Raw genomic sequence first — 24,644 nt, 5'->3', positions numbered from 1 at the left:
TCGTCAATCTCACATCAATTTAATAAAGCGGTCAAAGAGGTAGGCAATATCATGCGGTCCAGGAGAGGCCTCGGGGTGACCCTGGAAGCAAAATGCCGGCTTATCGGTCCATGCCAAACCTTGCAATGAGCCATCAAACAACGATACGTGGGTGGCGCGCACATGGCTTGGCAGCGTTTTTGCGTCCACAGCAAAACCATGGTTTTGCGAGGTAATCACCACGCGACCATCATCTAAATCCTTGACTGGATGATTAGCACCGTGATGACCAAATTTCATTTTGAGAGTCTTGGCGCCTGAGGCTAGACCCATGATTTGATGCCCTAAGCAGATACCAAATGTAGGAATACTCTTGTCGATAAAAGTTCTAGCCGCAGCAATCGCATAATCACAAGGCTCGGGGTCGCCTGGGCCATTCGATAAGAACACACCATCTGGCTTCATCGCCAAAACCTCCTGAGCAGATGTCTTGGCAGGAACTACAGTCAAGCGGCAACCGCGCTCAGCCAACATTCTGAGAATATTGCGCTTCACACCAAAGTCATAAGCAACAACATGCTTTTGAGGTTTTTGTAACACTTTAAATCCGGGTGCGCCACCGTTAAGGCTTAAAGTCCATTCACCCTCTGTCCACTCATAGGCTTGGGTCGTCGTCACCACCTGAGCCAAATCCAAGCCAGCCATCCCTGGGAAAGCTTGCGCCGCTTTGAGTGCGCGCGCTTGTAAATCTGCGTATGACTCGCCTTGGCGACCCGCGACAATCGCCCCTGCTTGGGCTCCTTGATCGCGCAAAATCCGAGTGAGTTTGCGCGTATCAATACCAGCAATACCGACCACGTTCTCACTTTGCAAATACGCACTTAAGGTTTGCTCACTTCTGAAATTCGAGGCCACGATTGCCAAATCTTTAATGATTAAACCGGCTGCATGGATTTTGCTCGCTTCACAGTCTTGCTGATTAACACCCACATTACCAATATGCGGATAAGTTAATGTCACCAACTGTCTGGAGTAGCTTGGGTCCGTGAGGATTTCTTGATAACCTGTGATCGCCGTGTTGAACACGACTTCACCTGCAGTTTCACCAGGCGCACCAATGCTGTAACCAGGAAAGATACTTCCATCAGCGAGAGCTAAAACTGCGAGGGGTAGAGTAGGAATTAACGGGGGCAGCAAAGGAATTCTCCAAAGCCCTGCTGCCATCCGACACTTCACTCACCCGGAAAAGACACCTCCGGTCTGAGATTTTCGGGAGGTAATGTGTCTTTAAGCGCTAGGGCAAGTATTCAAAATTAATAACATCGGAATTATACCCGACTTCATGGTTAACCCCGACCCTCGTTGGCATGGCCAAAAATGAATCAGGGGGATAAATCCCCCTGAATTCAATCACTTAAAGGTTTTTAATGGGATCTTGTAGGTCTTATTTACCCATAATCGTTTTGATTTGAGCCAAGACTGTTTGATCTTCCATCGTACTGAGGTCGCCCGGATCACGCCCTTCAGCGATAGCCTGTAAAGAACGACGCACAATCTTGCCTGAACGAGTCTTAGGCAAAGCATTGACGATATAAACTCTCGCAGGTCTAGCCACGGCGCCCAATTGAGAATCAACGGTCTTCATCACCTCAGCCTCCAAGGTCTCCGTTTTATTGGCATCCTTAGGAATTGCAAAGCCGACAGCGACCTGGCCTTTGAGCTTATCTTCCACACCAACCACCGCGACTTCGGCGATATTAGGATGGCTCGAAATGCTTTCTTCAATTTCGCGGGTACCTAAGCGATGGCCAGCGACGTTGATCACATCATCGGTTCGACCCAAGATGAAGAAATAACCGTCTTTATCTTTAATACCCCAGTCAAAGGTGGAGTAAACCATCTTGCCTGGTACAGCTTGCCAATAGGTTTTGACAAAACGCTCATCATCCCCCCATACCGTCTGCATACAACCTGGAGGTAATGGTCCTTCAATGGCCACCACCCCCTTTTGGTCAGCGCCCAACTCAGCACCAGTCGCATCATCTAAAAGCTTCATGTTGTAACCATAAACAGGAACGCCTGGTGAACCGAATTTATGTGGCATGACTTCTACACCGCGTTGCAAAGCTAACATCGGCCAACCTGTTTCGGTTTGCCAATAGTTATCCACGATCGGCTTATTCACTGCACCATGCAACCAAGTAGCAGTCGGCTCATCGAGCGGCTCGCCAGCTAAGAAGATAGAGCGCAAACTTGATAAGTCGTATTTAGTGAGAAAAGCAGGATCTTGCTTTTTGAGTACGCGGGCTGCAGTCGGTGCCGAGAACATCACACTCACTTTGTAATCTTGCACCAACTTCCACCAAATACCCGCATCAGGTCTGAGTGGTGTGCCTTCATACATGATGGTCGCCATACCATTGATCAAGGGTCCATAAATAATGTAGCTATGTCCTACTACCCAACCAATATCAGAGGTGGTGAACATAGTCTCACCCGCTTGCCCCCCATAGATATATTTCATGGAAGCAGCTAAGGCTACGGCGTAGCCACCAGTATCACGCTGCACGCCCTTCGGTTTACCCGTAGTTCCCGAGGTGTACAGAATATAAGAAGGGTCAGTCGCATCCATGTGCTCACAAGGCACTTGAGCATCCATATGCTTGGCACGCTCAGTGGCATAGTCCAAATCACGGCCTACCACTTTCGTGAATTCAACCAAGCGACGATCAACAATCAAAACATGGTCAGGCTTGTGGGTCGCTAACTGAATCGCTTCATCCAAAAGCGGCTTATAAGGCACAGCCTTACCACCTCGAGCACCCGCTTCCGCAGAGATCACCATCTTGGGTTTAGCATCATCAATACGGGAGGCGAGACTGTGTGAGGCGAAGCCACCGAATACAACCGAGTGAATGGCGCCGATACGCGCACAAGCCAACATCGCAAAGCATGCCTCTGCAATCATGGGCATATAGATCAATACGCGATCCCCTTTTGCCACACCCTGGTCTTTCAGAATCGCAGCCATCCGATTGACTTCAGTATGAAGTTCTTTGAAGGTATAGACCTTTTCTTGATCAGTTTCTGTCGATACTGCTACCAAAGCACGAGCATCGGCTTGCGTCTTTAAATGACGGTCAACCGCGTTATGACACAAATTGGTTTTGCCGCCCACATACCACTTTGCAAACGGTGGCTTGCTGTACTCCAGTACTTGATCAAATGGCTTGAACCACTCAATCAATTGCGCCTGCTCAGCCCAAAAACTTTGTGGATCCTTGATTGAACGCTCGTGAAATGTCTTGTAAGCAGACATAGAAACTCCCTCTGATGACGATTAATTTAGTAAAACTTTATAAATTTGAAGTCTAAGCCTGACTGAGGACTGACACATCAGGGATTCACCTAAGGGAATAGCCCCTTCTATAAAAGGGAGAAGGGCTGTCTATGCGCTTACTGAGGCTTTTTGCGGCTATCTGCGACTTTTTGCTCTTTACGAGGGCTGTTTTTAGCCGTATTGGCTTTTTTAGCCTGGCTCGCTTGGTTAGAGTTATGCGCTTTTTTCTTCTTCGCAGCCACTTCTTTTTCAAGCTTTAAGCTGGCATTTTCGGCTAAGTGTGTCGGCACATCAGATGATTTATTTCCTTTAGGAACAATGATGGTCGACCCCGCTTTAATCCGCATACCCTTGGGAATCGCATTGATCTCGCGGATTTTATTCGGATCCATCTCTAGTCGTTTTGCCAATTGATCGACTGACTCTCTTTGACCCAGACGCACTGCGGTCCATGATGACAAACGACCTTTATAGGCATTGAGATTTTCTTGGAATGATTCGGCTCGACCAAAAGGCAGCAGAATTTGAGGCTCACTCGCTCCTAGAATCACGGGCTTATTGAATGAGGGATTCATGGCCTTGAACTCATCGACCGTCATACGGGCAAACTGCGCGGCAAGATCCACATCAATATCTCGCTCTGTAGTGACAATCACAAAGTAAGGGTGGTTTTCCATAGAAGGCAATGTCAAACCATAGGCTTTGGGATCTTGAATAATGCGCTTGACCGCCATTAATTTGGGCACGTAATTGCGTGTTTCATCGGGCATCTTCAAGCTCAAATAATCGGTGGGCAAACCTTGCGCTTGATTACGTCTAATCGCCTTTGAAACATTCCCCTCACCCCAGTTGTATGCAGCTAAAGCGAGATTCCAGTCACCAAACATACGGTATAAGCGTTGCAAATAATCGAGAGCAGCTTCAGTAGACTGGATGACATCACGTCGCTCATCACGAAAAACATTTTGTGTGAGTTTGAAATCTTTACCGGTGGCCGGCATAAACTGCCACATCCCTGATGCTTTAGCCCTTGAAAACGCTTGTGGGTTAAAAGCACTTTCAATAAACGGTAACAGCGCTAACTCCATGGGCATCTTGCGTCGCTCTACCTCTTCAACAATGTAAAAGAGGTAGCGTGAAGAACGTGACATCATGCGATCCACATAATCAGGGCGATCGGCATACCAACGTACATGTTTAATCACTAGCGGCGTTTCCGGCTCTTGAAGAACTAAACCATCACGAATACGATCCCACAAATCTTCGTAAGGGGCTTGCATACCCGTAACAGATTGTTTGTCGATATTCACGCGCGGCGCCTTACGCGCCTTACCGGTCTGCTTAGGCCCTGAATAATTTTCATTGGTCCACTCAGCAGATTCTTGCAAACTAGCACAAGCAGCCAAACTGGTGGCACATACAAGAATTAAGATGCGTTGTATGAGACGGCTGTTCATCGAAATACGTCTTTCATGGCGCGCAGTTTGGCAAAAATACTGACAGGGTCGCAAGCCAGCTGTGGGTCGCCTAACCGAACTGCTCTCATCACAGAATCTTCTTCACAACGCAAAAAAGGGTTCACTTTCTTTTCATGTCCAATCGTGGTCGGCACAGTGGGCTTGCCCACTTGCCTTAAGGCTTTGGCACGAGCTTCCCACTGCTGCAAATCAACATTATGAGGCTCAATACTTAAAGCAAAGCGTATATTACTTAAGGTGTATTCATGGGCACAATGCACCCATGTCTTATCGGGTAATTGACGAAGCTGATCTAATGACTGCCACATCTGTGAGGCAGTCCCTTCAAATAGCCGCCCACAGCCACTCGCAAACAAAGTGTCACCACAAAAAAGGTGCGACTGACCCTGATGCTCCAAATAAAAGGCAATGTGGCCACGCGTATGTCCTGGTACTTCTAAGACGCTGATATCGAGTTCTGGCGCTGCAAAATGTAAGCTATCGCGCGCTACCAGCCCCTGATGACACTCTGGAATCTCTTCCGCTAAAGGTCCATAAACCTGAACTGTGTCGCCCTGACTGCGGCTCCAAGCTAGGAGTTCAGCAATACCCCCCACATGATCGGCATGATGGTGAGTAATTAAGATCGCCGTGAGTTTTAACTGGGCTTGTCGTAGGGTTGCAATCACTGGCTGCGCATCACCAGGATCAACCACAACAGCATGCTCGCCATCTGATAACAACCAAATATAGTTGTCGTCATAAGCCGGGATTGGAAAGACTTGTAATGCAGAGCGCGCCATGATTCATAATTAGACCATGAGTCACACACCCATCACCTCACAAAACAATCCCTGGTTGTCATGGGATAGCTGGCTGAATTCCCCGCCAGGGCAATATGTTTTGGCTTGGGAACAAACTCAGTTTGACCATATGGTGAGTGATATTTTTGGCTACCACGCGCTGCAAATCGGTTTGCCACAGATAAACACCCTCAAAGAAAATCGTATGCCTTGCCAATTGATTGTCAGAAGTGCTCATGACCGTCCAGAAGGCGAGGATTCACCAAAATGGCAAACAGTCTCAGCGATTCCTGAAGAACTGCCTTTTGCTACACAAAGTCTAGATTTGATCGTATTGCCTCATGTACTCGAGTTTGCCGAAGACCCGCATGCAGTTCTGAGAGAAGTTCACCGCGTCTTAGTTCCCGAAGGTCGCGTGATTATTTCCGGGTTTAATCCGGCGAGTTTATGGGGCTTACGCCAGTACCTAAGCCACTGGATTGGCACCCCCTATTTGCCTCGCGAAGGACAATTTATTGCTTTGCTCAGGGTGAAAGATTGGCTCAAGCTCTTAGATTTTTCGGTCGATCGTGGCAAATTCGGCTGCTATCGCCTGCCGCTTCGCAGTGCCTCAGGTATGGAAAAGATGGCTTTTTTAGAAAAAGCCGGTGATCGTTGGTGGCCCGTCCTAGGCTCCGTATTTATTGTTTCAGCGATTAAACGCGTTAATCATTTACGCTTGGTCGGCAAAATTGAAACCAAACCTCTACCGACCACCGCACAACTCAATCCCGTTGCACATCTTGGCGGTCAACAACAAAAGGTTGAATCATGAGTCATGTGACCATTTATACCGATGGCGCCTGTAAAGGTAATCCTGGTCCGGGTGGCTGGGGGGTGGTCTTGCGCTCCGGTGCTAAAGAAAAGCATTTACACGGGGGTGAAGCTCTGACAACCAATAATCGCATGGAAATGACAGCGATTATTCATGCACTCAAAGCCCTCAAACATCCCTGTATCGTTGACCTGTATACCGACTCGAAATACGTCATGCAAGGCGTCACGGAGTGGCTCGCGGGTTGGAAAGCCCGCGGCTGGAAAACGGCGAGTAATGCTGCGGTCAAAAATGTTGATCTTTGGCAAGAGTTAGACAGCCTCTTAGGCTCGCATGAGATTCGGTGGCACTGGGTCAAAGGACATAATGGCGACCCCGGCAATGAATTAGCCGATGCCCTGGCTAATCAAGGCGTTGCAGACTACCTTTAACCAAGTCCTTCGTGGTTTTTGAGGGTGTTTTTAGGCCTTTTTGAGCTTCGTTTCTGGACTTGCTAAAAATCGGCAACCCTAGCCACAATGTGCGAGAATTCCCCTTATACAGTCAAGGAGATAAGGCATCGCGCCTTTAGATTATGTCAGTGGAAAAAACTATAAAAAATCAAATCACACAGCTCGCCTGCAAACTGGTTAATACGGCACAAAACGGCCTTCAGAAAATCAACTTACGCCAATCCATGTCTTGGCTATGGGCGCATCGCTGGAAAGTAGTCTTACTGGTGATTTTGGTTTACGCAGCCAATGCGGCATATAACTACTTCTTCCCTGCGAATACTAAAAAAGGCGGTCCACAATTAGTCACGACTTTTGTGATTGAAAAGCAGGCAATCCCGATCATTCTAGAAGCTAGTGGCACGATTGCCTCAGCGAATATTGTGGATATTCGCCCTCAAACCACTAATTTAGTCAGCAAGATTCATATTAAAGAAGGTCAAACTGTCAAAGCAGGAGAGCTGCTCTTCACTTTGGATGATCGCGCTAGCCAAGCCAATTATGAAAAAGCCAAGGCACAAGCCGATGATGCTCTGCGCCAATATGAACGTGCCAAAGAGTTGTTTGCCAAGAAATTTTTATCTCAAGCTGCGCTCGATACCAGTAAGACGAATTGGCAAACTGCTATTGCCAATGCAAAAGCGGCTGAAGTCGCCCTGAGCTACGATCGTATTCGTTCACCGATTACAGGTCGCGCAGGGGTAATCAACGTCTACCCCGGTAGCCTCGTACAAGCAGGGACCAACGTCACCACTGCGACAACCGCCTCAGGCACCACCACTACTAGCGCTTTAGTCACGATCACACAGATGGACCCCATCAATGTGCAATTTACGGTTCCAGAAAAGGAACTGCCTTTGATTATGGGTGAGCGCCAGGGTCAAGATGATCTGAGCGTCAGCATCAGCTTACCGGGTAGCAAAGACAGCGTACAAGGTAAAGTGTATGTGATTGATAACCAAGTCGACCCCGCCATTGGCGCTGTGCGTGTCAAGGCACAACTACCCAATCCCAAGGGTCAGCTGATTCCAGGGCAATTTGTGAGCGTCAAGTTAACCGCTAAAACGATGAGTGATGCCCTGGTGATTCCAACACAAGCTGTGGTGATTAATCAAAAAGGCACCTTCCTCTATGTCGTCAATGCTGAGAATAAGGTAGACCTCAAACCGATTAAAGTGCTCTACCAATACCAAGGCCAAACGGCTGTGAGTGGTGTCAACGAGAATGACAAGATTGTGGTTGAGGGCAAACAAAATCTACGCCCCGGCGGCACGATTCGCGAGACAAAGAAAGCCGCTGAATGAATATCTCTGAGTTATGTATTCGTCGTCCTGTGATGACGATCCTGCTGTCACTCGCTACAGTGGCTGCAGGAGCGATGGCCTATTTCAAAATTCCAGTGGCGGCTTTACCGAGCTTTAATACACCGGTTATTCAAGTAACAGCCACTCTGCCAGGAGCCAGCCCTGAAAATATGGCTTCCTCAGTGGCACTGCCTTTAGAGAAAGAATTTTCAACGATTGACGGTATTACCGTCATCAGCTCAACCAACTTTTTGAGCACCACCAATATCACGCTGGAATTCAATAATGATCGTGATATCGATAAAGCTGCAGTTGACGTCCAAGCGGCTTTATTACGCGCACAACGACGCTTACCCATAGAGATGACCACCCCTCCCTCTTATCGTAAGGTGAACCCTGCTGATGCACCCGTACTGATCATGACCATGACGAGTCCTTCCATGGACTTATCAGAGCTGAGTGACTATGCCGAAAATCTCATCTCACCGACGCTCTCGACCATCAATGGCGTTGCTCAAGTATTGGTCTATGGTCAAAAGCGTTACGCCGTGCGCGTGGATGTCATTCCTACACAATTAGCGGCGAAGAACTTAACGATTGATGATGTTGCTAAAGCCATCAATGCAGCCAACTCCAATACACCTGTAGGCGTTTTAGATGGTCCACGCCAACAGCTGACGATCTATGCGAACCCGCAGATGGTCCGCGCTAAAGAATACGGTAATTTGGTCATTGCGCAACGCAATGGTTTACCTGTTCGACTCGCCGACGTGGCGCGGGTTCAAGAAAGCTATGAGTCGATTAAAACTTTAGCAGCCTATAACGGTGAGCGCTCAATTGCGATTGCCATCTTGCGCCAACCCACGGCCAACTCAGTGGAAGTAGTCGACAAGATTCGAGAAATTATTCCGCAGTTTGAAAAGCAAATGCCTGCATCGGTCGCAATCAATCTCTTGATCGATCGCTCCGCATCGATTCGTGAATCCATCCATGATGTGAACTTCACTCTGATGCTCACGATTGCATTGGTGGTCATGGTAATTTTCTTATTCTTAAAGCAAGCGATTGCCACGATTATTCCGGCTCTATCTTTACCGGTCTCCCTCATCGGCGCCTTCTTCTTGATGTATTGGATGGGCTATAGCCTGGACAATATTTCCCTCTTAGGTATTACGATTGCCGTTGGCCTGGTGGTCGATGATGCGATTGTGGTGCTAGAAAACATCATGCGCTATGTTGAGCAAGGCATGCATCCCCTCAAAGCGGCTCTGAAAGGCAGTCGCGAGGTGAGCTTTACGATCTTCTCGATCTCGATTTCTTTGGTGGCCGTATTTATCCCGATCTTCTTTATGCCCGGCCCATTAGGATTACTCTTCAGAGAGTTTGCGGTTGTGGTCTCGCTATCCATCCTCGTATCTGCCGTGGTATCACTCACCTTAGTACCAATGTTAGCCAGCCGCTTCCTGCCTAAAGATGGTCATATGAGTGAAAGTCGTCATCCTCTAGTACTGCAGTTTGACGAATACTTCGCAGCCTTACTCAAAGTTTATGAACGCGCCTTAGACTGGTCACTCACACACCGGAATAAGGTGTTATTAGGTGCTCTGTCCACCTTCATCCTGACCATAGTGCTCTTTGTCTGGAGCCCAAAAGGATTTTTCCCAGAAGAGGATATTGGCCAATTATTTATCACCACAGAAGCCGCTGAGGATATTTCATTCACGGCGATGCTCGAACTGCAAGATCAGGCTGCAGCCATTGTGCGCAACAATCGCAATATTGATAGCCTTGTGTCCATCCTAGGGGGTGGTGCGAGCACAGGCACAAACACAGGCCGCATGTTTGTGAACCTCAAGCCCCGTAGCGAACGTGTCCACATGAAAAAAGTGCTGGAAGAATTACGTAAAGAATTACGCGACATCCCAGGCTTGCAAGTTTATATGCGCCCGATACAAAACTTGCAATTAGGTGGCAAGGTGACGAAAAGCCGCTATCAATTTATTTTGCAAAGTGTGGGTTTTGAGGGCGTGAATGAGTGGTCAGCCAAGATGGTCGAGAAAATGCGCAATGATCCGATATTCCGCGACGTCACGACCGACTCACAATTGCGTGGCTTACAAGCGCAAATTGATATTGATCGCGAAAAAGCCGCCAGTGCTGGCGTTTCCATTGCCGATATACGTAGCGCTTTGTACTCCGCCTATGGTGAACGCCAAGTTTCTACGATTTATACCAGCGTGAATACTTATCAAGTGATCTTACAAGCAGCGCCTGAACATCGTCAGTATGAATCTGACCTAGCAGGTATTTATGTGCGTGGTCGCAGTGATAAGTTAGTCCCGCTATCGAGCATTGCCAACTTCCGCCGTGCGATTGGCCCCACATCCGTGAATCACCAAGGCCAGGTACCCGCTGTGACCATCTCCTTTAACTTATCTCCTGACGCTGCTCTTGGAGATGCGACTAAGCGACTGGAGCAATTCACAAAAGAAATTGAACTGCCACCGACCATCATCACGAGTTATGGTGGCGACGCCGCTGTATTTAAGAGCGGTCAAAGTAGCCAGGTGATCTTGTTATTGGCTGCCGTCTTAGTGATTTATGTACTTTTAGGAGTCCTATACGAAAGCTATATTCACCCGCTAACGATTTTGGCGGGTTTACCATCAGCGGCTGTAGGCGCCCTGGTCTTTTTACGCATGTTTGATCTAGAAGTGACCATGATTGCCACAATTGGTATCTTGCTCTTGATTGGTATTGTGAAAAAGAATGCGATTCTGATGATTGACTTTGCGCTAGATGCCCAAAGAAATCAAAACATGAAACCTTTAGAAGCCATTCGTACAGCCTGTCTATTGCGCTTTAGACCCATCATGATGACGACCTTAGCCGCCTTAATGGGTGCCTTACCGATTGCTTTGGGTCTTGGGGCTGGCGCTGAATTACGCCAACCCTTGGGTATTGCTGTCGTGGGTGGTTTATTGGTCTCACAAGTGGTGACTCTATTAATCACTCCGGTGATTTATCTATACTTTGATAAATACAGTGGTGATGGTCCACTCGAGATAGCCCCTGAAATGCTCAAAGACTGATATGCGCCAAATTATTCTTGATACAGAAACGACTGGTTTAAACCCAAGCACTGGGGATCGCATTATTGAAATCGGCTGCTTAGAGATGGTCGATCGCCGCCTCACCGGTCGCCAGTTACACCACTACATCAACCCTGAGCGCGACATTGACCCAGGCGCTGTCGCTGTTCACGGACTGACGGTGGAATTTCTGTCAGATAAACCCGTCTTTGCAAGTATCGCTGATGAGATAGTGAGCTTCGTTAAAGATGCTGAAGTGATTATTCATAATGCCCCGTTCGATGTTGGCTTCTTAGATATGGAGTTCAAGCGCCTGAAATTGGGCACCTTTGAATCGCATATTGCGAAGGTCACTGACACACTCAAAGAAGCACGCGAAATGTTCCCGGGTAAACGTAATTCACTAGACGCTCTATGTGAACGCTTTGAAATTAGCAATGAACATCGCACTTTGCACGGCGCCCTCTTGGATGCCGAGTTATTGGCAGAAGTCTATCTCGCCATGACACGTGGCCAAGATGGCTTAGGTATCGATTTAGACCAATTAGAAGCTATTTCAGAGCTCAAACGCCAACCCTTACCTCAGGATCTTAAGGTACGGCGCGCTAATGAAGCTGAAGAGGCTGCTCACAGAGAATATCTTGTCGCCATAGAAAAGGCGGCTAAAAAGCCGCCTATTTGGCAATAAAACCACTGATACATGACCTTAGGGAGTCAATTACTCCTCGTAGCGATGTCGGGTCGCGTAGTTAGCAAAAGCCTCGTACAAGACTGGTAACACCACCAAAGTGAGTAGTGTGGCACTAATCAGGCCACCAATCACAACCAAAGCCAAAGGCTTTTGCGTCTCCGAACCAATACCGCTTGATAAAGCCATCGGCAGTAAGCCTAACATCGCTAACATGGCTGTCATCAAAACGGTTCTTAAACGCTCAGTGGCGCCTTGCACAATCGCCTCTCGTAAAGTTAAACCTTCAATTTGCAGCTGATTAAAGTAAGTCACTAAGATCACACCATTAAGGACTGCCTGACCAAAGAGTGCGATAAAGCCGATGGCTGCAGATACAGATAGTGGTGTACCGGTAATAAATAAGAGCAATACACCACCAATCATGGCAAAGGGTACGTTCGAAATAATTAATAAAGCACTTTGTAATGACTTAAAGGCATTAAAGAGTAATAGGAAGATCACCAAAATAGAGATAGGGATCACAATCGATAAACGCTTCATAGCGCGCTCTTGGTTCTCAAATTCACCCGACCACTCGATCCTGACGTCATTAACACTCACATGCTTAGCCACACGCGCTTGCATATCTTTGACGACACTACCCATATCGCGATCACGAATAAAAACACCAATTGAAGTAACACGTTGGCCATTCTCACGACTGATATTCATGGCGCCAGAGACGGTTTTGAAATTCATGAGCTCAGAGAGTGGCACCTGCGCACCTGTCTTAGTAGTCACCAAGGTGTTCGGTAAATTACCCAAATAACGCTGCGTCTCCTTCAGCCTAACCACAACTGAGAAGTGGCGCTCACCTTCCCATAATTCAGTAGCCACTCGACCACCTAAAGCAGTTTCAATCACATCCTGCAAGTCACCGACATTGAGTCCGTAACGGGCAGATTGAGTTCGGTCAATCTCGAGAATAAATTGTGGCAACTCGCCCTCGCGGTCAATAAAGGCACGTACGACGCCTTCAACTTGATTGACCTGATTTAAGATATCAACAGCCACTTCTTTATTGTGATCCAGGTTATCTCCCAGAACCTTGATCACAATCTGTCCTTTAATCTGGGAAATACTTTCAAGAATGTTATCGCGCACAGGTTGCGAGAAATTGGGCTCAATCCCCGGCATGGCTCTCAGATTATTTTCGATCTCACGAATAATATGCGTCTTCTTATGCCAAAAGCGCCATTCTTTCTCGGGCTTGAGGTCAACTAATATTTCTACAGTGTTGATTAACTTTGGATCAGTACCATCATCAGGACGACCCACTTTGGAAATCGTCGATGAAACTTCAGGTGTTTGTGCAATGATGCTGCGCAAAAGGCGCGCTTGATCTTTTGCCTCAGTAATAGACACTGAGGCTGGCAAATCAATACTGATCCACATCGCGCCTTCATCTAACTCCGGCAAGAACTCACTACCCAAAAATTTACCCACCACTATGGTGAGCAACATCATGCCGAGAGCGATTTTGATGACTTTGCGTTTTTGATTGAGCGCCCAATCCAAGACAATGCGGTATTTTTCTTTACACCACCTCACCATGGAGGTGTCCTCATGCGCAATGTCTTTTTTAAGAAAGAGGTAACAGAATAAGGGGACCACCGTCAGTGACACAATCAGCGCCCCAATCAAAGCGGATGTTACCGTATAAGCCATGGGCGCAAAGATCTTGCCCTCGTGACGCTGCAGAGTAAAAATCGGGATATGTGCCGCAATGATGATGATGATTGAAAACAATGTCGGTCTTGCGACTTCAGATGTGGCTTTTAGAATCGCCCTCTTTCTTTCGCGAGCATGGCTAATCTGCTGATCATTGAGTTCACCTAATCGTCTGAAAATATTTTCCACCACAATCACCGCACCATCCACAATGATGCCAAAGTCCATGGCGCCTAACGATAGTAAATTGGCAGGTATACCGACAATAGTTAAACCAATAAAGGTCGACAATAGCGCTAGCGGGATGGTCATCGCTACGATCGCAGCCGCGCGCGCATTGACCAAGAATAAGTAGAGCACCAAAACAACTAAGATGGCACCCTCGACTAAATTACCAAAAACAGTTCTCAAGGTTTTATCAATTAACCAAGAACGATCGTAATAAGGCTCAATGGTCACACCCTTGGGCAATATCTCATCATTGAGCTTTTCTACTCTTTGCTTAATACCCTCAAGTACTAAGGAAGGGTTCTCGCCCTTTCTCATTAATACCGTACCTACAACGATGTCGTCTTCCTCATCTTGAGCCATTAAACCCTGAGGTGGTGCATAAGTCGTTCTGATCTCTGCAATATCTTTAACCAGAATCGGCACACCCCGATTTTCAGCAACCACCACGCTACCAATTTCTGCAGAAGACTTAAATAGCCCTAAAGATCTCAAGAGGTATTGTTGTCGTCCTTCTTCAACTCGACCTCCACCCGCATTAGCATTGCCCCGGGATAAAGCTTCAAATAATTCTCCTAAGCTAACTTTATAGTCGCGCATCTTGGCTAAATTAGGATTGACCTCATACTGCTTGACCTGCCCACCTATCACGACCACATCAGCCACACCAGGCACTTGGCGCAGTTGTTTTTCAACCACCCAATCCTGCAATGTTCTTAACTCTTGCGTGTCTTTACCAATACCTTTGAGACGAAAACGATAAATCTCACCGATCGCAGTTGATAAAGGTGCGATCTCAGGTTGTATCCCGGGCGGCAAATCAACACTTCTAAGTCGCTCAGCGACCTGCTGTCTTGCAATAAAGTCTGTGGTCTTGTCATTGAAAGTGACCATCAAGAAAGAGAGTCCAAATTGCGTATGCGAAAAAATACGCACAGAATTAGGCAGCCCCGAGAGCGCGATTTCGATAGGGATCGTGACCTGCTTCTCCACCTCTTCAGCAGCCCTACCCGGATAAAGAGTAATGACATTCACCTGAATATCCGAGACATCAGGAAAAGCTTCCACGGGTAAGTTTTTAAATGCTAAAGCACCTGAAAGAATCAGAATCAGTAAACCCAAACTCACAAAGAGCTTTTGGTCTAGAGCAAACTGAATAATTCGATTGAGCATAGCTAGTTACCCACATGAACATCTAGAGGGTAATCCTCCAAAATCGGCTTTGCTGGTGTTATGAAAGACGGATCTCTAGATCCGTGTGAGCGCATATGGTCACGCAATATCTCATTGAGATATAAATTACCTTCCAATACAACGCGATCTTCAGGCTTGAGGCCTTCCATCACCTCCACCTTATCGGCAAAGCGAGCGCCTAAAGCAACACCTCGACGCGCAAATTTATTTTGCTCGACCTCAACAAAAACAAAATGATGAGTACCCACTAAGAAAACGGCTTTAGCTGGAACAACAATGCCCTCGATATTACTCAGAGGAATATCGCCTTGGACGTACATTTCTGCTCTTAATAATCGTGAGTTATTCGGTACCTCAGCACGAACTCTGATTGTGCGCGTCACAGGGTCAACAAAATCAGCAATCTGAATAATCTTGCCTGTCAGCCTTTGACTTGGGATGGCGTTGTTATAAAGACTGATCTCTGCCCCAATCGCAAAGCGCCCTAAATCGACCTCAGCGGCTTCTAAAGTAGCCCATAAATGGCTAGGATCTGTGATCGTGAACAAATAACCCGCGCTTGCATCGCTAGTGATTTCACGACCAGGATAAATATTTCTCTCGACGACCATACCATCTTGAGTCGCCTTGAGTGCAAAAACCTGGTTCACTTGCTGATAATCAGAGTCCAGATTCTTCAATCTGGCATGCGCACGTTGATACTCCGCCTCTGCTTGCTCAGCATCAGCCTGAATTTGGTCATACTCTCTCTTAGAAAGAATGCCATGTTGATATAAATCCTTGGCACGCGTTAAGTTATTTTTAGCTAAACGTGCTTGAGCTTGAGATTTCTTGGCATCTGCTTGTGCAACTCCAAAATCAGGCGACTGGATAGTGGCTAAGACTTGACCCTTCTTGACCACTTGCCCAAGCTGCACCTCAACAGATTGCACGCGCCCTGAAAATGGGCTGAGCATTTTTGCAGTTTTTTCTTCGTTCCAAACCAAACGCCCAGGCAAACTAATGATTTGCGTACTACCAGCACTCAGATCAACAACCTTGATCCCGTTAATGGGCTTATTGGTACCTGTAAAGCTCACATAATTTCCCTCAATCACAGGCTTAACAACGATCTTGCTAGGCGTATAGGAACATTTAGCAATGCTGACGAAGCACCAAATGATCAGACTGATATAAATGATTTTTAATACGATCCGATGATGTGCCTGCCAAAAGCGTTGTGGCTCCGCAGGTAAATGGGTACTTAATTGTGTAATCAGCCCTTGCTCCAATTGTCGAGCACTCTGCAGAAGACGTCCATGACGCAGATAGTCAATTGCTCTACGCAGAAGCTTGATAAGCAATTGCTGAACAAATCGCCACAACCAAATAATTAAGGCAAGACTGTCTTTCAAAAAGGGAAATATTTTTTTCATGGTTTTAGGTCTTCCACTTCAATCAAAAGCCGGTAAAGCACTTGGCTTTTGGCATACTCGGCCTGTATTTGTGCAGCCTCACTGCGTACGATTCTTAGGGTTCTCCTCGTATCGAGTAAGTCCAGTAATTGAATAGCCCCTTTTTGATAGGCATATTCTGCTGACTTAGCAGCATGTTCAGCAGCAGGCAAGATGTCTTCTTGTAAACGAATATGCCTTGCTTGATTGGCCTTGAGGATTTTTTCTTGCTCAAGAACTACTTGTAGGGCATCTCTTTCCGCACGTAACTGCTGATCACGAGCCTGGTAATACTCCACCTCTGCTTTACGAGCCTCGCCTTGATAGGCATGTCTTACAAATAAGGGAATGCTCACACCAATTGAGTAGGTATTGATCGTGCCATTATTGGCTAGACCAGTCACCGGTTGATGGTTGTATTGCAGCCCGATCGTTGGATCTGGAATTTTTAGAGCACGCCCCACCAAGCGTTGGTTTTCGGCGCTGATTGTTTTTTGACGTAGCGCTTGCAAATCAGAGCGTTGCAGTAATTTTTCATAATCCAAGGCTGGCCATGACTGCATGGGTGTTGGCCAATTTTTAGCGAGCTGTAGACTTTCTAGCCCTTTTTGATAAGCCAATAATTGAGCGAATTGCGTTTGGTTTTTAACTAGCTCAATCTGAGCAAGCTCAAGATCATTTTGGGTCCTCTGAATATCGATGAGTAAACGCTGATATTCAAATTGAGAAATATCCCCAGCACGATGACGAATTTCTGCCACCTCTTTAGCGCGGATATTTAACTGACTTAAATCACGCAAATCTTGATTTCTTTGAGTCGCTGCCAAAAGATCAAAATACGCGTGCTGCACCTTCACAAGTGCCAATTTTTCATTGAACTTCAAGTCATATTGCGCTGCCACTTCGAGCGCATCAGCAGCGCGAATCTTATATTTCCCCTTACCACCCAACTCAAAGAGTTGATCGATGCGCGTACCCGTTTCCATACGACTGCGATTTTCAGGATATTGGCTAGGGTGCAGATTCAACATACTGACCCCATAACTGAAATTCGGGTTCGGTCTTTGCTTCAGTATTTTGGCATCGGCTAATTGACCTTCATATTGCCAGCGAAAAGTCTGGAATTCTGGGCCACATTGAAGCGCACGCTCCATCGCTTGAGCCAAGTTGAGCTGTGCTGGGGCAACTTTTTCGCAGGCCGCGTCTTCTGCCAATACGGATCCACTCAAACAACTTGAGAGAATTAAAAGGAATAAATTCTTTTTAGAGTAAATCATCACATCAATATCAGAGCCCAAGTAATTAAAAAATTAATCATGCTCAAAAGAACCGCCGCACTACCAATATCCTTCACGACTTTGGATAGTTCGTGATAGTCCATTGATACTCGATCAATTGCTTTTTCTAAACCCGTGTTGAGTAGTTCGACAATGAGTACTAAAAGACTGGAAGAAATTAAAAGTGCTTTTTCAATATTGCTATTACCAAAGTTAATCGCTATGGCTATGAGCACTGGCAAAAGACAAGCCTCAAATTTAATTGCTTCTTCTGTTTGCCACGCAGAACGCAAGCCCGCTAGCGAGTAAGCAAATGCATAGATCAAACGTCGCTTTAAAAATGAAAGCACTCTCATTCCAAATAACCCACTCTACGATTAAAGATCGTCTGCACAGTGAGCATGTATGCCCAACATATTGCAGCGCTTGCTATGACATGAGATAAAAAATGAGCTCCTTGCATCATGCGTGCAAGTCCCATTAAGCTACCCATCAATAGACCAAACCATAAAATCACTCTAGCCAGGAGAGGATGTGACACCGCAAGGGTCGCCGCCCAAGCAAGCCACATATAACCGCCAGCCGCATGCCCCGCAGGGAAGCATTGGCTTCCTAAACTTTCTAGACTATTGTCTAAAAGATGCACATATGGACTGGCACCACCTAAGCCATCAATACTCCAAGGACATTGTTTTGCAGTGATGCGCTTCAATCCAGTGATCAGTAGCGGTAAAAACAGAATTCCTCCAGCTCCCCAGATAGCCTGATGGTGGCTGATCCATTTTTTTCTGACAGCATAAATGGCTAACAGTATGGAGAGAAAACCTAATAGATACATTAAGTTTTTGAGACCATGGTGCAATAGCATATCTAGCAGCCAATGATGTCTCCAGGTAAATACTTGCGTCTGGTGATTGAAAAATTGTTGTTCTAACCAAAAATCTAAATGACTGTAATCAGCAAGCCAAACCCCTGCAATCAATGCCACAAAGACCTTAACTTGAGGTACTAGAGAAGCATAACTCGCCTTAGCCATGACATACCTGCGACAGATCCATCTCTTGTTTTTTACTGGCCGTCTGTATATTGAGTAAGCCTAAAACTGTGTGGAAGATATGGTCGTGATGAGCAGGATCTTTTGACTGCTGTTTTAAACAGGCAACAGACTTTGCATATGTCTTTTGATATTGCTCGGAAAACCAAAACATCATGGGTACTTCTTTTTGCTCTTTAGGTGCAATCGCATAAGGCATACCATGCAAATAAACACCCTTTTCACCTAATGATTCGCCATGATCTGAGACATAAATCATGCTCACATTTTTATTCTTTTGCTTCTCCAGAAGATCAATGACGCCAGACAACAATTTGTCGGTATAGCGAATACTATTGTCATAAGCATTGATCAGACTCTCTTTCGAACAGCGATCAAGATTAGTATCACGACACTCTGGCTGATAGAAAGCATGGTTTTCAGGATAGCGTTTGTAATAGGCTGGGCCATGATTACCGATCTGATGCAGCACAATCACCTGATTACCGGCTTGGTGATCTATTGACCACTCCAAAGCACTCAAAAGATTACTGTCATAGCAGTGCCCCTCAAAACAGTCTTTCGGATCTGAGAATTTTTTAGCATCCACAAACTCAAGACCCGCACAAACCCCTTTACAACCCGACTGATTGTCAATCCATGTCACTCCAAAACCGACTTTATGAACTATGTGAAGTAGGTTTTGTGTTTCTTTAATCTTTCTCTCACTGTAATTCTCTCGGCCATAAACAGAAAACATACAAGGGACCGATGTTTCAGTGTTAGTACCGCAACTGACTGCATAAGGAAAGTTAATCACATACTTTTTACGCAATAGTGGCGTGGTATCTCGTGAGTAAGCACTAAGACCCCAGTTCGCTGCACGAACGGTCTCACCCACAACAATCACCATCAACTCATTTTTTTTATCGACTGGAGCCTGATATTGAGCATCTTCTCCTATTTTGACTAATTTTTCTGCTGGCACAGCCTTAAGCACTGTGGCCTGCCTGATGCCAGACACCACCATACTGACTGGAATAGCATAGTGTCGCAAATCATGATGATTGCGCATGACACTGGTAAAAGTCTTAAGCTGTGGCAGCAAACACATCAAGCTCAATACCAGTGTGACTGACACACCAATCAACTTATGCGTAACTTTGCGCGTTACAGTCAGCTTTGAAATACGCGTACTCAGCCCCAACAAAACGACAGGCACACTATAAATCCACACACTCCACAACCAACGCCAACTCAGTAATTCTCGCGATTCTGCATAATCAGTTGCTAACAAATTAGCCATCATGCTAGTGTCATAGTGGACGTCATAAGTGTTACTAAAGTGCGCCGCACTGGCCACCGCCAGAGTAACCAGTACTAATACTATCTTCTGGCTACGCCCCCATGAAATGAGACTCAGAATCCAATAGTTCAGAGTCGTCAGCAGAACAAATAGTGCCAATCCAAAAATGGCCTGATTGGTCAAAGATTGATCTGTCTGAATATCAGACAGCTGAGCCCACAACTTCTGATTGAGCAGAGTAGAAATATACAAACTCAGGATCAATGTATAGATTTCTGAGTGGATTGTGACTTTAGGCCAAGACTTATAAATATCAAATATTCTGTGCATGCCGCACAGTAGCTGAATTTGTGCTTGTTTTAATTAAGGAAAAATTAAGAAAGGGCCTTTATTTAGGCCCTTATAAAGAATGTAAGAAGTTTGTCTAGATCAATTGGCTTTAGGCGGAAAAACCTTATACCAATAACCATAAGCCCAACATGCAGCACAGAATGAAAACATCCATTCCATACTGGAGAAAATGATCAGCGCAGTTGTTGGTACGACCCAAAATGGATGACCGGTAAAAAACAAGATACTTGCGACGCTCGCTGCAATAAACAGAATTTTGTTAGCAAACATCTTGGCGCCCGCGTTCTCTTTTTTTCCGGCAATGCCCATACGGTTCATGACCGCTGAGAACAAACGATGGGATGGGCAGCGATAGTGCCCAAAAAAACCTCTGACTAAACCCATCAGAGCCAAGATCGGCAGGAGGTATGGAAAGCCTAAGAGCGCCACTAAACATACGGCAAATGTAATGAATGCCTCAAAGCGAGCCACATTGGCATTCACGGGAGGGATATCAAAACGTAGCATGTTTACTCCTTTTATCACTTAATAATATATAAGTTTATATTATGTTTTTAGATTAGTCATCTAGGGTTTTAGCCTAACTATAGACGCCCTGTCACCAAGAGGTCTTTAAGCTTATGGCTGTCTTGTGAAAAACGTATTTCAACGACCCGCCAGTTCTCCAAACGCAAGATGGTGACTGACGCTTTTTGACGCGGAAACATGGCCAATGTCTGGGCATCCTGGCCCAAACCGATTGAATATTTGAGTTTTTGCATATTCGGCAATGCGACAAAACGACTCACTAAGCTTGGCATTTTGCTAATGTCGGCTAAATAGACCATATTTTTTTGAGCAAGCTCATGCTGCTCCTTACCCTCTAAAACTTGGTTCATGATTTCACTAGCAGCATGATCGGGAGCAAAGAAAATCCACTCAGTCGTTTTTTGGATTAAGAGATCTCTTTCGTATTGATCAGTAAAGTTTTTCTGACTCACTTCGACACCAATAGTGATCGCATTTGCTTGGGCCAAGACGATATTGTGCACAGCGAACAATGAAATGAATCCTATGATGCTCTTCAAAAATAAACGCAAAATACTCTCCTATAAAACTTTCGAATAAGCCGAACTTGTCTTTGCCAAACGCAAGTGACGATCAAAGACCATCGCTACCCGACGTGCTAATAAGCGCCCACGCAATGGCACATGGATGCCATGTTCACTCAGCTCCACAAGGCCTGAACGCTGTAAATCTTGAAGCTCGCGATACTCATCCTCGAAGTAAGTCAGAAAATCAATCTGGTACTTTTGGGCAAATGCTTTTGTATCTAAAGAAAATTGACACATCAACTCACTGATTAACTCGCGACGCAACAGATCATCAGCGCTGAGTATCAATCCACGCATCACAGGCAAATGGCCTTGATCAAGCGCTGCATAATACTCATCTGTGGTTTTGACATTTTGTACATAGGCATTATCTACCTTACCAATGGATGAAACACCAAATGCCAATAGATCACACTCAGCTTGGGTTGAATAACCCTGGAAATTACGATGCAAGCGCCCTTCCCTTTGCGCCACACTGAGCTCGTTATCTGGTTTTGCAAAATGATCCATACCAATAAAGCCATAGCCGGCATCTTGTAACTGCTCAATGGTATTGGCTAAGATTTGTAACTTGTCGACTGCGATGGGTAAATCTATCTCAGCAATGCGGCGTTGCGGCTTAAATAAATGAGGTAAATGCGCATAGCTATAGACCGATAAGCGATCAGGATTCATCTGAATCACTGCCGCTACCGTTTCAGAAAAAGTCTTCGGTGTCTGTTTCGGTAAACCATAAATCAGATCCACACTACTTGAAGTAAAACCATACTTTCGAGACCAATCCAGAACAGCCTGCGTTTCAGAAATCGTTTGGATGCGGTGTACCGCTTTTTGCACATCGGGATTAAAGTCCTGAACTCCCAAGCTAATGCGATTAAAGCCCAAATCAGCCAAGAGAGCGATATCAGACTCTTGCACACGGCGAGGATCAATCTCAATCGAGTATTCGCCGCCATCCAAAAACTCAAAATGGCTTTGGATATGAGCCATGAGCTCTTTCATCTCATCATGCGATAAAAAAGTGGGTGTACCCCCGCCCCAATGCAATTGCTTAATTGGAATCTTTCTCCCTAGTCGACCCATCGCAGTAACGACCTGATCCATCTCTTGCGCCAAATATCGAATGTATTGAGCGCTACGACGATGATCCTTCGTAATAATCTTGTTACAACCACAGTAGTAACAAATATTGGGACAAAAAGGGATATGAAAATAAAGCGATAGCGGCTTTTGCTCTGCTGCCACTCGCTTGAGAGCTAAAAGATAATCAGATTCACCAAAATCAGCGCTAAATCGATCGGCCGTAGGATAGGAGGTATAGCGCGGGCCATTAATATCAAAACGCCGCAAGAGCTCAGGCTGAAATAAAGCCTCAGAGGCATTAGATACGAGACGAAGATGAGGGCTGGTCACCCCATCATTGTAGTGACCAGCCTGTGTAGACTTTCTGCGTTAAATCAAATGCAAGCCTGATTTTGCAGAAAAAAGGTCTTTTTTAGCCGTTGACTGGCATCGTAAAGCTAGGACCTGCGGCGATGGTTTCTGGCCAACGCTGTGTGACAGCCTTCATACGGGTGTAAAAGCGAACGCCCTCAGGACCATGCACATGATGATCTCCAAACAAACTGCGTTTCCAACCCCCGAATGAGTGGAATGCCATAGGTACTGGAATTGGCACATTCACACCCACCATACCTACTTGAATACGGCTGACGAATTCGCGGGCGGTATTACCGTCACGCGTAAAGATAGCCGTACCGTTACCGTACTCATGAGCATTAATCAAATTAATCGCTGTTGCCACATCAGGCACACGCATGACACTTAATACAGGGCCAAAGATTTCTTCGCGGTAGATTTTCATCTCAGGCGTGACGTGATCAAACAAGCAACCTCCTAAGAAGAAACCGTTTTCACAACCCACCACCTGAATACCACGGCCATCCACAATCAGTTTGGCGCCTTCGTTAAGACCTGACTCTACATAAGAAGTGACTTTCTCTAGATGGGCCTTCGTTACTAATGGGCCCATATCAGCACCCGGTGTGAGTCCATTGCTGACTTTAAGGGTTTTGATGCGCTCTGCTAATTTCTGAATCAAGGCATCACCTACATCACCCACAGCCACCGCTACAGAAATCGCCATACAGCGCTCACCTGCAGAACCGTAAGCGGCACCCATCAAAGCATCAACTGCCTGGTTTAAATCTGCATCAGGCATCACCACCATATGATTTTTTGCACCGCCCAAAGCCTGTACACGCTTGCCATGCTTAGCCGCTGTCTCATAGATATAAGAAGCAATCGGTGTTGAACCGACAAAACTAATTGCTTTGACATCGGGGTGTGCTAACAATGCATCAACGGCTGTTTTATCTCCCTGCACCACATTAAATACACCCTTGGGCAAACCAGCCTCCTCCAACCACTTTGCAACGAGTAGAGTGGCTGATGGATCACGCTCTGAAGGCTTGAGTACAAATGTATTGCCGCAAGCGATCGCCACGGGATACATCCACATCGGCACCATCGCCGGGAAATTAAAAGGAGTAATACCGGCACATACACCTAATGCTTGACGCATCGTCCAGGCATCCATGCCTGTGGCAATTTGCTCGGTGTACTCACCTTTGAGTAACTGCGGAATACCACATGCAAAATCAACTACCTCTAAACCACGAGCGATTTCACCTTTGGCATCATCAAAAGTTTTACCGTGTTCACGTGTAATAGCTTCAGCTAATTCATTAACGCGTGCCTCGATAATCTGCTTGAAATTGAACATGACCTTCGCGCGACGGGTCACAGGGGTCGTTGACCAGGCTGGGAAAGCCGCTTTCGCGGCAGCTACTGCCTGACCGACTTGATCAGCATTGGCCAATTCAACTTGGGCACGAACAGCCCCCGTTGCGGGTTCATAAACGGGTGCTGTAGCACCCCCAAACTGCACTTGTTGCCCATTAATATGGTGGCCAATAATTATTGACATATTTTTGTCTCCTGCTTCATTTATAGTGTTTATAGTATGACTGCTGCAACTATAGCCT

General features: G+C 46.2%; 19 protein-coding genes. 5 read left to right on the top strand and 14 right to left on the bottom strand.

The annotated features are described in order from the left end of the window. Positions 1-9: 9 nt before the first annotated feature. The 4 genes from carA to gloB all read right to left on the bottom strand — a co-directional run bounded on the left by carA (position 10) and on the right by gloB (position 5,579). The gene (gene carA / locus ICE94_RS06565; protein ID WP_216150019.1) at positions 10-1,203 is read right to left on the bottom strand and encodes a glutamine-hydrolyzing carbamoyl-phosphate synthase small subunit; all 1,194 of its coding nucleotides are present in this window, start codon (positions 1,201-1,203) and stop codon (positions 10-12) included. 220 nt (positions 1,204-1,423) lie between these two features. Further along, positions 1,424-3,298: a propionate--CoA ligase gene (locus ICE94_RS06560; protein WP_216150016.1), complete on the bottom strand. Its 1,875-nt coding sequence runs from the start codon at positions 3,296-3,298 to the stop codon at positions 1,424-1,426. Positions 3,299-3,435: 137 nt separating this feature from the next. Next, complete coding sequence (locus ICE94_RS06555; protein WP_216150015.1) at positions 3,436-4,776, bottom strand: transglycosylase SLT domain-containing protein; 1,341 nt, start codon at positions 4,774-4,776, stop codon at positions 3,436-3,438. Beyond that, positions 4,773-5,579 carry a hydroxyacylglutathione hydrolase gene (gene gloB / locus ICE94_RS06550; protein WP_216150013.1) on the bottom strand — a complete coding sequence of 269 codons (807 nt, stop codon included), beginning with the start codon at positions 5,577-5,579 and terminating at the stop codon, positions 4,773-4,775. Before gloB ends, ICE94_RS06555 begins: the two co-directional genes overlap by 4 nt. A gap of 16 nt (positions 5,580-5,595) precedes the next feature. Here gloB and ICE94_RS06545 point away from each other — a divergent pair, with 16 nt between their 5' ends. From ICE94_RS06545 to dnaQ, 5 genes are all read left to right on the top strand, one after another. Then, on the top strand, positions 5,596-6,393 hold the full coding sequence (locus ICE94_RS06545) for a class I SAM-dependent methyltransferase (RefSeq protein ID WP_216150011.1): 798 nt from the start codon (positions 5,596-5,598) through the stop codon (positions 6,391-6,393). After that, the gene (rnhA, locus tag ICE94_RS06540; protein ID WP_216150009.1) at positions 6,390-6,824 is read left to right on the top strand and encodes a ribonuclease HI; all 435 of its coding nucleotides are present in this window, start codon (positions 6,390-6,392) and stop codon (positions 6,822-6,824) included. Before ICE94_RS06545 ends, rnhA begins: the two co-directional genes overlap by 4 nt. A 149-nt stretch (positions 6,825-6,973) precedes the next feature. Further along, entirely contained in the window at positions 6,974-8,188 is a 1,215-nt protein-coding gene (locus tag ICE94_RS06535) for an efflux RND transporter periplasmic adaptor subunit (protein WP_216150007.1), read from the top strand. Continuing rightward, on the top strand, positions 8,185-11,280 hold the full coding sequence (locus tag ICE94_RS06530; RefSeq protein WP_216150005.1) for an efflux RND transporter permease subunit: 3,096 nt from the start codon (positions 8,185-8,187) through the stop codon (positions 11,278-11,280). The genes ICE94_RS06535 and ICE94_RS06530 overlap by 4 nt, the downstream gene beginning before the upstream one ends. Before the next feature lies 1 nt (position 11,281). Next, the gene (gene dnaQ, locus ICE94_RS06525; protein ID WP_216150003.1) at positions 11,282-11,968 is read left to right on the top strand and encodes a DNA polymerase III subunit epsilon; all 687 of its coding nucleotides are present in this window, start codon (positions 11,282-11,284) and stop codon (positions 11,966-11,968) included. A 30-nt stretch (positions 11,969-11,998) separates the two neighbouring features. On the opposite strand, the gene ICE94_RS06520 is transcribed toward dnaQ, so the two are convergent. The 10 genes from ICE94_RS06520 to ICE94_RS06475 all read right to left on the bottom strand — a co-directional run bounded on the left by ICE94_RS06520 (position 11,999) and on the right by ICE94_RS06475 (position 24,586). Then, positions 11,999-15,082, bottom strand: a complete 3,084-nt coding sequence (locus ICE94_RS06520; RefSeq protein ID WP_216150001.1) for an efflux RND transporter permease subunit — start codon at positions 15,080-15,082, stop codon at positions 11,999-12,001. 2 nt (positions 15,083-15,084) lie between these two features. Further along, positions 15,085-16,518, bottom strand: coding sequence for an efflux RND transporter periplasmic adaptor subunit (locus tag ICE94_RS06515; protein WP_216149999.1), 1,434 nt, complete (start codon positions 16,516-16,518; stop codon positions 15,085-15,087). After that, positions 16,515-17,765 carry a TolC family protein gene (locus ICE94_RS06510; RefSeq protein ID WP_216149997.1) on the bottom strand — a complete coding sequence of 417 codons (1,251 nt, stop codon included), beginning with the start codon at positions 17,763-17,765 and terminating at the stop codon, positions 16,515-16,517. The genes ICE94_RS06515 and ICE94_RS06510 overlap by 4 nt, the downstream gene beginning before the upstream one ends. Before the next feature lie 47 nt (positions 17,766-17,812). Then, a complete protein-coding gene (locus ICE94_RS06505; protein WP_370623781.1) occupies positions 17,813-18,163 on the bottom strand; it encodes a diacylglycerol kinase in 351 nt (116 codons plus the stop codon). Between the two features lie 2 nt (positions 18,164-18,165). Further along, entirely contained in the window at positions 18,166-18,849 is a 684-nt protein-coding gene (locus ICE94_RS06500; protein WP_216149993.1) for a phosphatase PAP2 family protein, read from the bottom strand. Then, on the bottom strand, positions 18,842-20,482 hold the full coding sequence (locus ICE94_RS06495) for a phosphoethanolamine transferase (protein WP_216149991.1): 1,641 nt from the start codon (positions 20,480-20,482) through the stop codon (positions 18,842-18,844). The genes ICE94_RS06500 and ICE94_RS06495 overlap by 8 nt, the downstream gene beginning before the upstream one ends. A 99-nt stretch (positions 20,483-20,581) precedes the next feature. Beyond that, a complete protein-coding gene (locus tag ICE94_RS06490) occupies positions 20,582-21,010 on the bottom strand; it encodes a DUF4395 family protein (protein WP_216149989.1) in 429 nt (142 codons plus the stop codon). A gap of 77 nt (positions 21,011-21,087) precedes the next feature. Then, the gene (locus ICE94_RS06485) at positions 21,088-21,582 is read right to left on the bottom strand and encodes a hypothetical protein (protein ID WP_216149987.1); all 495 of its coding nucleotides are present in this window, start codon (positions 21,580-21,582) and stop codon (positions 21,088-21,090) included. A 9-nt stretch (positions 21,583-21,591) separates the two neighbouring features. Beyond that, on the bottom strand, positions 21,592-23,010 hold the full coding sequence (gene hemN, locus ICE94_RS06480; protein ID WP_216149985.1) for an oxygen-independent coproporphyrinogen III oxidase: 1,419 nt from the start codon (positions 23,008-23,010) through the stop codon (positions 21,592-21,594). 82 nt (positions 23,011-23,092) lie between these two features. Further along, positions 23,093-24,586 carry a CoA-acylating methylmalonate-semialdehyde dehydrogenase gene (locus ICE94_RS06475; RefSeq protein WP_216149983.1) on the bottom strand — a complete coding sequence of 498 codons (1,494 nt, stop codon included), beginning with the start codon at positions 24,584-24,586 and terminating at the stop codon, positions 23,093-23,095. Between the last annotated feature and the right edge of the window lie 58 nt (positions 24,587-24,644).

This window comes from Polynucleobacter sp. MWH-Loch1C5 (assembly GCF_018881775.1).
In the GTDB taxonomy this organism is placed as follows: domain Bacteria; phylum Pseudomonadota; class Gammaproteobacteria; order Burkholderiales; family Burkholderiaceae; genus Polynucleobacter.
The sequence above is the reverse complement of the archived record's forward strand: the minus strand, read 5'-3'. Positions and strand labels throughout refer to the sequence as shown.